Origin of the sequence: Magnetovibrio sp., from assembly GCF_036568125.1 — a bacterium.
GTDB lineage: Bacteria > Pseudomonadota > Alphaproteobacteria > Rhodospirillales > Magnetovibrionaceae > Magnetovibrio.
The window spans coordinates 444,174-457,437 of sequence record NZ_DATCTF010000010.1; the positions used below are offsets into that span (position 1 = coordinate 444,174).

The window sequence follows — 13,264 nt, forward strand, 5'->3', positions numbered from 1 at the left end:
TATGATGACCTCCGGTGTGATCATGCAGGAGGATGTCGCCGTGCCGCATTTAAAGCTCTCGCCCGTGGGGCGGTTCGAGAACGTTTTGCTCGCCACGGATGGATCGGAATGGAGCGCCGGGGCGGAACGCATCGCCATTGCGATGTGTGCGGAACATGAAGCCCATCTTCATATTCTGTCGGCCATTTCCACGCCCGGCGAGGCTGGATGGATGGGCAAACCCAACGACATCGAAGCCGAACGCAAGACCGATGAAACCATCCAACGTCTTGAAAAGGTTGCAGCGGACGCTGGCGTGAAATGCACTGGCCATATCCGTTCCGGCGATGATCCTTACGAAGTGATTGTCGAGACCGCTCGCGATTTGTCCGTCGACGTGGTGGTTATGGGCCGCAAGGGGCGCCGCGGTTTGGCGCGCTTGATGTTGGGCGACGCCACAGCAAAGGTCATTGGCTATGCGCCGTGCTCGGTCTTGGTGGTGCCGGAAACCGCCAACATGTGGAGCTCGATTTTGGTCGCCACCGACGGCTCGCGCTTTAGCGACATGGCTGCCGTGGCCGCCGCGGAATTGGCCAAGACAGGTGGCGTGCCGCTGACCGTGTTGTCGGTCAAGGTTCCGGTTCACAGCGAACGACGTCAGGCAGAAGCTCAGCCGATCGTTGATCGCGTTCTCGAATTCCTCAGCGACAAGGGTATACAGGCCCGCGGGGTCGTTGAGGAGGGTCCGGCGGATGACACCATCGTCGAAGTCGCCAAGGACCGCCAATCCGGTCTGATCGTATTGGGGAATTTCGGTCGGACCGGCATTGGCCGCATGTTATTTGGCTCCAAAGCCGAACGGGTCATCAATCAGACCTCGACACCGGTTTTCATCGCCAGAGGCGGATGAGATAAAAAAATATATCGTTTTTCGAGGTTCCTCCCCCCTCGCGTAACTTATTGACCCAGCGGGCCTAACGCGCCGCTATTGAGGAGCGCTCAATGGAAGCCATTATCTTTCTCGACCTGACCCCCGGCATCGTGGTGCTGCTGTTCTTGGTCGGCTTTGTCGGTGGCATGGTCAGTGGCTTCATCGGCTCCGGAGGTGCGTTCGTGCTGACCCCGGCGATGATGAGCCTGGGCGCGCCCGCCATCGTCGCGGTGGCCAGCAACATGGCGCACAAGTTTCCCAAAGCGCTGGTGGGCTCGATCAAGCGCGCCAAATACGGTCAGGTGGATGTCAAGTTGGGCGTCATCATGGGCGTCTTCGCCGAAGCCGGGGTGTTTTACGGCAAGGGCGTGATGACCGACATCCGCAAGCAATTCGGCGACGCGGGCACCGATTTGTACGTCTCAGCGGTGTTCGTGGTGGTTCTGGCGGTGGTTGGCGGTTTCGTGCTGCGCGATGCGTTGCGCAGCCGCCATGGTGAAACCGGTGAGAGTGAGCACAAAACCCCGAAACTCGCCAAATGGGTCCAGTCGGTGCGCATTCCCGGCACGATGATGCGTTTCAAGTCGATCGGCAACAAGGAAGTATCCGTGCTGTTCATCGCCCCGCTGGGCTTTGCCACCGGCATGCTGGCGGCGTCCATCGCGGTGGGCGGCTTCATCGGCGTTCCGGCGATGATCTACGTATTAGGCGTTCCGGCTATTATGGCCACCGCGACCGAACTGGTGGTGGCGTTCGTGATGGGCGCGGGCGGCACCATGCTGTACGCCTGGGACGGTTTCGTCGACATCCGCTTGGCGATGATCATTCTCGCAGGCTCCCTGTTTGGCGTGCAGATCGGCGCCATCGGCACCACCTACGTCAAGGATTGGGTGGTCAAGCTGATCATGGCGATGATCATGTTGATCGTGTTGGTCAGCCGCTTTTTCAAATTGCCGGTTTATTTTTCCAACCTCGGCATGATCGAAACGCTGCCCGCCGCCACCAGCGAACTGCTCTCGACGGCCAGTTTTTCAACTCTGGCTTTGGCCTTGGTGTCAGGGGCTGGGGCCATTCTCATGGCGCTGGTCAAAGGCATCGCGGCAGACCGCAAAGCACAGCAGACCGCCGTTGCCGAGACACCGTCCCCCTAACCATTTCGTTCCACAGATCGCTTCAATCCCAGGTTATCCACAACCTGCGCGTCGATTTGTGCACAATTTGCGCTTTTCCTAGGCGGAAAAAGCGCCCAAGGCACAATATGTAGTGGCTTCTCGCTATTTACCGTCCCCATATAGCGGGTGTATGATCTGCGCCATAGCTTAACAGGCAAAGCTCGGGCTTGCCCGGGGCACGAACATGGTCAAAGAGCCGCACAGCCGGAAAACCGGCGACGATACCAGCGCACTCGACAAACTCGGCCTTTCCGTCGCCGATGACATCGAGGGTGTCAACGCGCCCGCTGAACGCGAACCGTCGCCGAGCGAATTCGATGAATGGAAACAGCCGTTCTATCTGCGCTATAAGCTGGCCACCGGTTTGGGTGGGGTGCTCAGCGGCGTCTGGCTGTGGCTGACTTACACGTATATTGCCGACAACATCGGTTGGGACGTGTTGTACGAGCTGCTGCCCCACGAATTGGGCGGTCTGGCGGCGGGAGTGTTTACGCCCGTCGCGCTGTTGTGGATGGTCATTGCGTTGTTCGAACGAGGCCACGGTTTGCGCAGCGAAACCGCGCACCTGCGCTGGCAGATCCGCCAACTGACGTACCCGTCTGATCGTTCCGAAAGCCGGGTCAAGGAAATCACCGAAAGCTTGCGCCGCCAGGCGCGCGATTTGAGCCAAGCCTCGGACGAAGCCTATAAACGCGGTGAAGCCATCACCAATCAAGTGCGCGAACGGGCGTTGGAATTGGCGCGGGTGTCCGAAGACGCCGACTTGCGCGCCCGTGCGGTGGCCGAGGCCCTGTCGCGCGAAACCGAGGAATTGCGTCTGGTGTCGCAAAAGGCCGAAAGCCGGGCGCGCGATGTCGGCGATGTCTTGCACCGTCGCGGCCACGACATCGCCACCGCCACTGATCGTGCCAGCGCACGCAGCGAAGATCTGGTCGAGGTTTTGGAACGGCGCATTCAGGAATTGGCCGAGGTCTCCGAGGCCGGTTCGCGCCATGCCTTTGAGGTCGCCGACACCTTCCACCAGCGCAGCGAAGACATGGCGCGCATCTCCGCCGAGACGGCGGCGCGTGCGGAAAGCGTGGGCGAAGTGCTCGCCACCCGCATCGCCGATATGAACGCCGCCACCGAAGACGCGGTGCAACGCATCGAAACGGGATCGGAGCTGCTGGCCGGTGCAGGCGCTGAAATGGGTGCGCGCGGCGATCGCTTCGAAGCGCAGACCAATCGCATCGGCGAAACACTGCGTCGCCAACAGTCCGATTTGGAACGCGCCGCGTTGGATGCCGCCACTCATGCGCACGAGGTCGAAGGTCATCTGCAGCGCCAGACCCAGGCGCTCAACGACACCGCCGACAATGTCTCGTCACGGGTCAAGTCGATGACCGAAACCATGGGCGAGCATGCTCATGAACTGGTTGCAGCGTCCGATTTGGTGGCGTTGCGTATGAAGGCGGCGGGCGAGGCCTTCCAGGCCGAAGCCAAAGGCTTATCAGCAACCGCCGAAAACGCCAATCAGCACACCGCTCAGGTGCGTGAATTGTTGCGCAAGACCTCGATGGACTTGAGCAACATTTCCGCCAAGGCCCTCGATCAGGTTGAAATGGTGGGCAAAGCCCTGCAAAGCCGTGCGGACGAACTGGCCAAGACCGGTGACGAGTCCGAGGCACAGGTGATGGATGCTGCGGCGACGCTGAAGCTGCAAACACAAAACATCAAGGATGCGACGGAAACCTCCATCGCGCGCCTCGACGCGGTCGTCGATCATATGCGCGATGGTTCCGTGAACTTGGAAGGTGCGTCGAATACGGCGCAATCGGCCTTATCCGAAGCCACCCGCATCTTGGAAGAAGGGGCGAGCCGAATTGCGGTCAGCGCGCAAACCGGCGCCAGTTCCATCGCCACGGCGACCCGTGCAATGAAGGACGGCCTGGATGGCATCAACACATCGTCGGAACGCACCGGCCAAATCACCGAAGCGTTCCGCCGTCACTTGATCGACTTCAAAAGCACGTCCAACGACGCGGTCAATTCGATTTCCGATTTGAGCGACATGGTGCAAGACCGCGCCCATTTGTTGGAAGGGGTCACCGATCACGCCACCAACAAGCTGTCGGATGCGGGCGATGTGTTGCAAAAACGCACCGAACATATGATCTATGTCGCTGCGCGCACCGGTAAACTGGTGACCAACGCCACAGAAAACCTCGATCAGCGTACCGATATGATGGAAGACACTTCGGAACGCGCCGAAAACCGTCTGCGTCAACTCGGCGACGCGGTGCGCGAAAGTCTCAACCAACTGATGGAAAGTTCCGATCAGGCATCCGATCGTCTCGACAGCGTCAGCTCAACGCTGGAAGACCAGACCGAAAATGTCTCGCGGGTGACGGCGTCGGCAGTAGAAGACGTCGACAAGGCCACAGCCGCGCTGATGGAACGCTCCCGCGAAGTGGGCTCGGCCTCGGACCGTGCGGCGCGCTTGATTTCGCTGGTGTCCGACGCCCTGCACCGCCAGACGGCGGGCCTGACTGACGCGTCGAAGCAGGCGGCGGAACGCATTGACGTGATGGGCGACACCATCAAGGAGCACGCCCGCGAACTGGATGATTTGGGTACCCGCGCCACTGACCGATTGCTGGAAACCGGCGAAAAGCTCAAAGACAGCGCGTTCAGCCTGCAAAGCGTGACGGACGAATCCGTGAGCCGCGTGCGCACCGTCACCGACGCCTTGGTCGATGGCGAGCGGCTGGTATCGCAACGCATAGAAACGGCCGAACGCGAACTCGACGGGATCGGCCGGCGTTTGAACGAGCGCGCCGACGAAGCCGCGCGCGTCACGGGCCAGGCCGGCGACCGGTTGGAAGGGATCTCCGACACTTTCCGCCGCCACACCGAAAGCCTCGATACCGCGCTGGACCGCGCCAGCGACCGTTTGGAAGACGTCGGCGATTTGCTGTCACGGCGCACCGACGATTTGACCACGTCCTATACACGGGCTTCGGAACACATCCGCACGTTCTCCGACGACATGCACCAGCAGGCCAATGGCTTGATGGAAGCGTCCGATCGCGCCGCCGGAAAACTGGGCGAGGTGAGCGCACGGTTGAACGAAGAGGTCCACGGCGTCAACAAAACCGTCGACAAGGCCACCAAGCTGATCGATCTGGTGACCAATGCGTTCCATCATCAGACCTCCGACCTGGGCGCGGCGTCGGAACGTGCGGCGGGCGAATTGGAACGGGTCAGCGAACTGGTCAAACGTTCGGCTGGCGAGATGTCGCGCATTTCCGACGACACCGTGCGCGATTTGGGCACTGCCGGCGATGCTTTGCGCCAGCACTTGGGCGATTTGAGTTCCGCATCCACCCAAGCCACCGCGAAAATGGAAGGCGCAGCCGACGCGTTGCGTTACCAGGGCCGCGAAATCCTGTCGGTTTCCGATGAAGCCTTGTCGAAAATCAATCAAGTCGGCGATAGTCTCAACCGTCAAAACGAGGGCATCGCGCAGCTTACCGAGAGCAGCTTGGAAAAGGTCCGTGTGTTCCTCGATCAGGTCGAGCGCCAAACCAAGGACACCGTGCTGGAAGCCGAGAAAATCAGCGAACATTTGGATGTGGCGCACAACCGCACGCGCGGCCAGCTCAACGAGCTCAACCGCATGTACGGCCGTGCCGAACAGGGCGCGGGCTTGCTTGGCGAAGCGCTGGAAAAACAAAGCCACAACGTCGCCCGCGCCACCGAACAATCGCTGGCACGGGTGGTGTCGTGGGACAAGACGTTGCGCGACCGGGTCGGCGATTTGACCCGCGCCTCGGAAACCGTGGCTCAGCAGCTTGCCGGGGTCGGCGACAAGGTCGATCAGGGGACCCGCGACCTGTTGCTGGCGGCTCGTCAGGCCCAGGCGCTTAACGAAAGCCTGGACGCGACCTTGGACCGCGCCCATGTGGACGATTTCATGCGCCGTTCGGCGTTTATCACCGAAAAGCTGCAATCCTTGGCGGTCGATTTGGCGCGCATCGTCGAAGTGCCGATCACCGAAGACGACTGGCGCCGCTTCAACAAGGGCGAGAAGGGCATTTTCGTGCGCAAAATGCTGGGCTTCAAAGAAAAGAATACCTTGGCGTCGATTAAGGCGGTCTATCAAGAAGACGGCGAATTCCGCGACTACGTCGGGCGTTATGTCAGTGAATTTAACGCAATGATGGACAAAGCGCGCGAACGCGATCATGATGGGGTTCTTGAGAGCACATTCATGTCGTCGGACATGGGGAAATTGTATATGGTGCTCTCCAAGGCGCTTGGTCGCGACTTGTAAGGTATTGTTTTGTAAGCTGTGTAGCTTTTTACATTTCGGGGGAGGTCCCCATAATCAGGGGACCCATCTTGGGGCGGAAACCGTATGTGTTTCCGCCCCTTTTTTATTTGGGATGGATTAGGCCGCTTCGCTTTGCGCCGCACGCACGCGGGTGAGGATCAATTCCGCCATTTCCGGGGCATCGCCCAGCGGCGGCAGATACACCAGCCGTCGGCCGTTGACGGTCAGCTCATTGGGCTGGATGGCGCTAAGGCGGCTGATGAAATCATCCGACTTTACGTCGAAGCCGATCTCGCGGGGGATTTCGTCTGCGCCATGATAGCCATCGGAAATCAGGAACGGCGCGAACACGACCGTTTGGGCGTCGCTCAAGGCGCGCCAATCCTTGATGAACGGCGTTTCTTCCAGAAACGAGGTGTAAATCGGAGCGCTGACGCCATGACGGCCGAGATCTCCGGCAATACGGGTGGTGTGCTCGAACGACGCCCGGCTGCGCTGCGAACCGTGACCGACCACCACCACGGCGGTGTCGCCGTCTTGATCGATCGCCAAATCGGCCATCGCCGCGCGGATGCGGATGGCGAAGGTCTTGGCGATGGCCGGATCGGTTCCCACCGGCGCGGTCTGAAATATCCGCTGGTGACCATTGGGCGTGATCCGTTCGGTCACCGGGCCGGTCAGGCTCAGCGCCATCGGCAGCTTGTTGGTGGTGATGAACCCGGCGCAGGCCAAATTGGGCACCACGAAGATTTCCGGGGTGTTCATATCGTCGAGCACGTCCTTGACGAACGGTTTTTCGGTGAGAAATCCGGCCCGCACATCGGCGAACAACGCCAATTTACGAATGGTCTCGGCGTGCTTGCGCGACGACGTGCGCCCACCAGGGGTGCTGGGCGAGCCGTGAGCGGCGATCAACAGACCTGCGCGGCTGAAATCCAGTACGGCGGGCGCGTCGTCCTTAGCCATTCGAGGGACCAGAAGCCTGATCGTCTTCCAACAGGCATTGGTGCGCCTGGGTGTGCCAAGCGATGGTGTTCGACAGATCGACCACTTTGCCGATGATCAGCAACGACGGGGCTTTCAGTTCGGCGCGTTCGATGCATGCGGGCAGTTTTTCCAAGGTGGTGAGAATGGTGCGCTGCTCTTCGGTGGTGCCGCGTTCGATCCCGGCGGCGGGCATGTCGGCGGGCAAGCCGGCCTTGATCAATTCGTCGGAAATCTTTTGCACGTTGATCAAGCCCATGTAGATCACCAACGTGGTGTCGGGATCGGCCATGCTTTTCCAGTTGAGATCGAGGTGCTTGCCTTCTTGGCAGTGGCCGGTGACGAAGCGTACGCCGGTGACGTAGCCGCGATGGGTCAGCGGAATGCCCGCGTACGCGCCGCAGCCCGCCGATGCGGTGATGCCGGGCACGATTTCAAAGTCGATGTTGTGTTCGGCCAGGAACATGGCTTCTTCACTGCCGCGCCCGAAAATGAACGGATCGCCGCCCTTGAGGCGCACCACGGTCTTGTCCTGACGGGCGAGATCGACCAGGGTCTGGTTGATTTCGTCTTGCGGCATGAAATGGTCGCGCGCCGCCTTGCCGGCGAAGATCTTTTCGCAAGCGTCGGGAACCATGTCCAAGATTTCGTCCGATACCAGGCGGTCGTATACCACCACATCGGCCTTTTTCAGGCACGCAGCGGCTTTCAGCGTCAACAGGCCGGGATCGCCGGGACCGGCGCCGACGATAAACACACTGACGTTATCCGATTTGGTTTTTACCTTGCTCAAAGTCGTATCCTTAAATGAATGCCTGTGCCACGGATGGCGAATTAACCGGCGATTTGCGCCGGGGAAGCGGCGCGGCCACGTTGTTGTTTCTTCTGTCGCACGAAGGCGGTGAAAGCCTCCGCCCAACGGCAGCGACTGGTTGAGCGCAAATGCGCATAGCCTGCCACCATGTTGTGCATGACGATCCCGTCATGGTGCCCATCGACGCCTTGGCCGCGCAAGACCTCGAATGCGAATGTGAGGTCTGCATCGATATTTTCAAGCCGTGAATGGTGAAATTCGTGGGCGGGGATGTAATCGCCTTCAAACGTGCAGGCGTTATCGGTGCCGTTCCACGGATGGGCGTCCGTGGGGCGCAAATGCACGTATCCACGGCCTTGCGGACGGGCGTGCATGGTGCTGTCGGCGGGGATCACGCCGACCATCTGATGGGTGTCTTCGTGCCACGAAATGGATCGCGACAGATACATCAACCCGCCGCATTCCGCATAGGTCGGCAGACCGGCTTCGATCGCGGCCTTGATGCGGGCGCGCAGGGTCTTGTTGGCTTCCAGCTTTTTCATCTGGGTTTCGGGAAAGCCTCCGCCCAAAAACAGGCCGTCGCAGGTGGGCAGATAGACGTCGTTCAGCGCATTGAAATAGACCAATTGCGCCCCCGATTTCTTCAGGGCATCGAGATCGTCGGCATAATAGAAACCGAACGCCGGGTCCTTGGCGACGGCAATACGCACATCGGGGCGCGCAAGCGGCGCATCGGATTGCGGCGCAGGTATGGGCGTGGGGACTTGGGCGGCAATGGCCTCGATACGGTCGAGATCTACTTGGGCGGCGATCTCTTCGGCCAAGGTGTCGATGCGCGCGCGGGCAGCCGGGTGTTCGTTGCTGGGGATCAGGCCGATGTGGCGCTCGTCCACGCCCAGCTTGGCGTTGCGCCGGATCGAGCCGAGCACCGGAATATTGGTGTAGCGCTCAACCGCGGCGATGAGCTTTTCTTCGTGACGCGGCCCCATGACCTTGTTCAAGATCACGCCGGCGATGGTGATGGAGGTGTCAAACACCTCGTACCCCTTGAGCAACGGTGCGATGCCGCGGGTGATGCCCGACGCGTCGACCACCAAAATCACCGGGGCGTTCAACATCTTTGCCAGCGCGGCGTTGGAATTGGAGCCCTCCACGTCGACGCCGTCGTGTAGGCCCTTGTTGCCTTCGATGATGGTGATGTCGGCGCGGCTCGCATGTGTGGCGAACAGGGCCTTGATCTCATCATCCGACTGGGTGTGGAAGTCGAGGTTGTAGCACGGTCGGCCCGCCGCCTCGCCCAGCCACTTGGGATCGATGTAATCGGGGCCTTTTTTGAAGGTCGCCACGGTGCGTCCGCGCAGCGCCAAGGCCCGGACCAACCCGGTCGTGACCATGGTTTTGCCCGAAGACTTGTGCGCGGCGGAAATCAGCACGTGGCCCATATGGCGACCTTTCGGCTTATGCGGCCCGGAACATTTGCGCGCGGTTGCGCGTATTCCACAGGTTGCGGGCGTGATCGACGGCTTCTTCGGGGCTTGATGCGCGGCCCATGATGCGCAGCACATAGGCGGCGGTGCCGATCACGGCGGCTTCGCCGTAGACGTCGGTCTCGTCGCCATACCAGATCTTCGGCAGGCGCGTGATGTCCATGGTCTCGTCTTTGTAGAAGGCGCTTTCCTCGATCAAGGCGGGCCATTGCTCTTCGGATTTGATGCCGTCGTGCAGGTATTGCACCACCACCGGCTTGTGCGGACGGCGTTCGGCTTCGCCGCCTTCGCCCTTGAACACCGCCATGTGTTTTTGGCCCAACAATTCGGCCGTGTCGCGGTGGATGTCGCGGTAGTTGGGGTGGAACACGGTCTGCATTTCATGCGCGGCGTTGAACGGGTTGATCATGCGCGCGAAGGTGTTGACCGGCGAGCGCACGCCGAGGATCGGCTTCAACTCGATGATCTCTTGCAGGCGCGGCACGAAATTACGCAGCGGCAGATAGGCGAAATTGGTGGCGCGGATTTGCTCGGCGGCTTCTTCCATGGAGCCCGCGAGGGGGATGCCCAGGGCGGTGAGCGCTTCGCTGGAAAACAGGCGGCCTTCGGTGTGGCCTTCGGTGCCTTGCATGCAGATGGTGATGCCGTTTTGCGCCAACAGCATCGCCGACAGCAGATACCACGGCAATTGACGCTTTTTGCCCGAGTACGATGCCCAGTCGACATCGACCACCGGGGCGTTGGCCGGCACGGTGATGGTGTCGCGCACGGCGCGCACGAAACCGGCGCCTTCGCCCGGAACTTCGGTGCGCATGCGCAAGATGCACAAGAACGCGCCTAGCTGCAGCGGTTCGACGTCGCCGGAAACAATCAGTTTCGCGGCGTCGTACATTTCTTCTTCGTCCAACGGCCGCGACAGGTTGGGGCCACGGCCGATGATGCGGATGTACTGGGCAAAAGGATGCTCGGTGCTCATGTCGTCTCAATCCACGTTTTCAAAGTCCCCGAATCATTTCGGGGAGGGAAGTCCTGTAAAATAGAAGGGACCCAGGCACTATGACCTGGGCCCCCCCGAAAAACCAGTCATTTGCCCCCAGCAAATGAAAGATTGTGAAGCTGACGACCTTAGGCGTCGTCGGACGCGTGATGCGGATCGACCTTGGCGTCGGACAAGCTGGTCGGCAGCAACGGCAGGTACTTGACCGCCACCGCAATGATCAAGACCGTCACGGCAAAGCCGCTCAAGCCAAGCATTACTTCCCAATGGCTCGGGGTGTAAGGGTGGATCGCGCCATCGAAGAAGCTTGATGAAACTTCCATGCCTGGGAACAGCTGCAGCGGGAACGCCTGGCCGCCGATGATGATGATATACATCTGCGCCAAACCGCCGATGATCACCAAGATCGAGGCGATCACGATGCCCTGACAGGTTCGACCGGTGGCCGGGTTAAACAGCAACGCCAGCGGGAAAACGGTACCCAGGCCGATCTGCACCACCCAGAACAAGAAGGTGTAAATACCGCCATCCATCAAGATGAAAGATTCAACACCGCCGTGTTCGGCTGCATACAAGTTGGTCAAGTGTTGCACCACGGTGAAGTAGAACGCCGCTGCGACGAATACGCCCAACAAGTTGCGCATCTTGAACAAGATCAGGTCGCCCAAAGGACGGCCCGATGACTTATACGCCACCGACACCAAAATGATGAAGAAGGCGAGACCAAAGGCAAAGGACAAGGCGATGAACAGCGGCGCCATGATGGCGGCGTCATAACCCGGACGGGCGACCAGGAAACCGAAGATCGAGCCGGTACCGGTGGTCAGGATCAAGCGCCACACGAAAGCAAACAAACCGGCTTTCTTGGAATGGGGCACCATGCGCCGTTCCATCATCATCCACAGGTATGCCGCCACGATGACGAAGAACCCGTTATAGAGAATGATGTTCCAGGCGAAGATGGACTTGAAATTATAGTGGGTCATCGCCACGATCAAACGATCGGGGCGGCCGAGATCGAGCACCAGAACCATCAAACCGCCAGCCAGCAAGGCCAATGAAGAGACGGCAGACAGGCGCGCCAAGGGCTTGTAGTGGTATTTACCAAACACCGACGAGATCGACGCGACGTTCAACGCACCGGATGCGGCTACGATCAAGAACACGGCGAACACATGCGGGGTGCCCCACACGATGGCGTTGTTCATGCCAGTGATGACATGGCCATGGTGTTCCATATTATAGACAGCGTAGAGCCCGACAGCGATCATCGCGCCCAGCCAACCGATCAGGGAATAATAATCCCCGCCCTTGCCTTCGATTTCTTTGTAAACGGTCGTATCAGCAGCCATGACCTTAAATCCCCCGGTAATGGACGCCAGGCTCGACGCCGAGGTCGGCGCGGATGCGTTGCGTCACGTACTTGGATACAGCACGCGAAATTTCGGAATTCGGATCGTTGAGATCACCAAACATGATGGCGTTGGAGCCAGCTTTGTTTAGCGCCTCGACACACGCGGGTTTTTGACCCTTGTCGACGCGGTGCACGCACATGGTGCAGGCTTCGACGGTGCCTTTGCCGCGCGGCATGTGCGGACGTTGCCCGTGTGCGTCTTCGTGCACGAACGAACGGCAGGAGTAGGGGCACGCCATCATGCAGTAGCGACAGCCGATGCAGATGTGCTTGTCGACCAAAACGATACCATCGGCGCGTTTCATCGACGCGCCGGTGGGGCACACGTCGACGCACGGCGGGTTGGCGCAGTGCTGACACATGACCGGCAAACTGGCTTTGGCGCCGGTCTTGGGGTCTTTGATGGAAACCTTGCGGATCCATTGCGGATCGGTCGCCGGGTTGGCGTCTTTTTCGTCTTTACCCCAGCCCTGTTCGGCTTTACAGGCATCGATCGCCAAATCCCACACGCCTTCCGGCGCGTTGGCGTCGACCAGCATGCCCCAGCGCTTGGCCGAGGTAGCCGGCCCGGTCACGGCGGCTTGCACCGTTTGCAGCGTTACGCCCGGTGCCAGGGTGATGACGGCAGCCGCTGCACCGCCCTTGAGCAGGTTGCGGCGGGACGTATCAACAGCGTTCATGCCTACGGAATTACGAGACGTGTCCGTCATTGTTTGGCCCCCTTGTCGAGATGTTTTTCCAGGGCCGCGATCAGCGCCTTGTCGGCATGGTCGGCGGGCAGGGCGGACTGTTTGCCCATGCCCGGCTGGGCTGCGCCGGTGTGGCATTGGAAACAGTCGATGGAAACGGCTGCGTAGGTGTGGCACTCCGCACAGAACGGCTTGAGCGTGCGCACCTTGCCGCCCGCGACGTCGGGAGACGTCACCGCGTGGCAATCGATGCATTCGTTCAAGCTGTACTTGTTGCCGCGAATACCTTCGCGCAGCGTTTCATCGCGCTGGTGTTTAAGGAACTCAAAATGATTACGGCGCATCACGTCTGTGGGTTCGACGCATTGCTCACCCTTGAAGGCCTTGGCCGGTTTCGGCACAGGCACTTCGCCGGCATGGGCGGGAGCGGCCATCAGGCCGCTCCCAATCCCAAAGGCGACAAGGACAAACCCCAAAATCGT

Annotated in this window: 10 protein-coding genes; 3 read left to right on the forward strand and 7 right to left on the reverse strand. The window is 60.2% G+C overall.

All coding sequences use genetic code 11. The annotated features are described in order from the left end of the window. The first annotated feature begins 1 nt into the window (after position 1). The 3 genes from VIN96_RS06845 (at position 2) to VIN96_RS06855 (ending at position 6,397) form a co-directional block, all read left to right on the forward strand. The gene (locus VIN96_RS06845) at positions 2–889 is read left to right on the forward strand and encodes a universal stress protein (protein ID WP_331894899.1); all 888 of its coding nucleotides are present in this window, start codon (positions 2–4) and stop codon (positions 887–889) included. A gap of 92 nt (positions 890–981) precedes the next feature. Then, complete coding sequence (locus VIN96_RS06850; protein WP_331894901.1) at positions 982–2,061, forward strand: sulfite exporter TauE/SafE family protein; 1,080 nt, start codon at positions 982–984, stop codon at positions 2,059–2,061. Positions 2,062–2,266: 205 nt separating this feature from the next. Further along, on the forward strand, positions 2,267–6,397 hold the full coding sequence (locus tag VIN96_RS06855; protein ID WP_331894902.1) for a hypothetical protein: 4,131 nt from the start codon (positions 2,267–2,269) through the stop codon (positions 6,395–6,397). Positions 6,398–6,514: 117 nt separating this feature from the next. Here the strand turns inward: VIN96_RS06855 and VIN96_RS06860 are convergent, their stop codons facing one another. The 7 genes from VIN96_RS06860 to VIN96_RS06890 all read right to left on the reverse strand — a co-directional run bounded on the left by VIN96_RS06860 (position 6,515) and on the right by VIN96_RS06890 (position 13,216). Next, a complete protein-coding gene (locus VIN96_RS06860) occupies positions 6,515–7,363 on the reverse strand; it encodes a CbiX/SirB N-terminal domain-containing protein (RefSeq protein WP_331894904.1) in 849 nt (282 codons plus the stop codon). Then, on the reverse strand, positions 7,356–8,174 hold the full coding sequence (cobA, locus tag VIN96_RS06865; protein ID WP_331894905.1) for a uroporphyrinogen-III C-methyltransferase: 819 nt from the start codon (positions 8,172–8,174) through the stop codon (positions 7,356–7,358). The genes VIN96_RS06860 and cobA overlap by 8 nt, the downstream gene beginning before the upstream one ends. 41 nt (positions 8,175–8,215) lie before the next feature. Then, a complete protein-coding gene (locus tag VIN96_RS06870) occupies positions 8,216–9,637 on the reverse strand; it encodes a cobyrinate a,c-diamide synthase (protein WP_331894907.1) in 1,422 nt (473 codons plus the stop codon). A 16-nt stretch (positions 9,638–9,653) separates the two neighbouring features. Beyond that, positions 9,654–10,658, reverse strand: coding sequence for a glycosyl transferase family protein (locus VIN96_RS06875; protein WP_331894909.1), 1,005 nt, complete (start codon positions 10,656–10,658; stop codon positions 9,654–9,656). A 149-nt stretch (positions 10,659–10,807) separates the two neighbouring features. Beyond that, the gene (gene nrfD, locus VIN96_RS06880; RefSeq protein ID WP_331894911.1) at positions 10,808–12,031 is read right to left on the reverse strand and encodes an NrfD/PsrC family molybdoenzyme membrane anchor subunit; all 1,224 of its coding nucleotides are present in this window, start codon (positions 12,029–12,031) and stop codon (positions 10,808–10,810) included. Positions 12,032–12,035: 4 nt separating this feature from the next. Continuing rightward, positions 12,036–12,803: a sulfate reduction electron transfer complex DsrMKJOP subunit DsrO gene (gene dsrO, locus VIN96_RS06885; RefSeq protein WP_331894913.1), complete on the reverse strand. Its 768-nt coding sequence runs from the start codon at positions 12,801–12,803 to the stop codon at positions 12,036–12,038. After that, positions 12,800–13,216 carry an Hdr-like menaquinol oxidoreductase cytochrome c subunit gene (locus VIN96_RS06890; protein WP_331894914.1) on the reverse strand — a complete coding sequence of 139 codons (417 nt, stop codon included), beginning with the start codon at positions 13,214–13,216 and terminating at the stop codon, positions 12,800–12,802. Before VIN96_RS06890 ends, dsrO begins: the two co-directional genes overlap by 4 nt. Between the last annotated feature and the right edge of the window lie 48 nt (positions 13,217–13,264).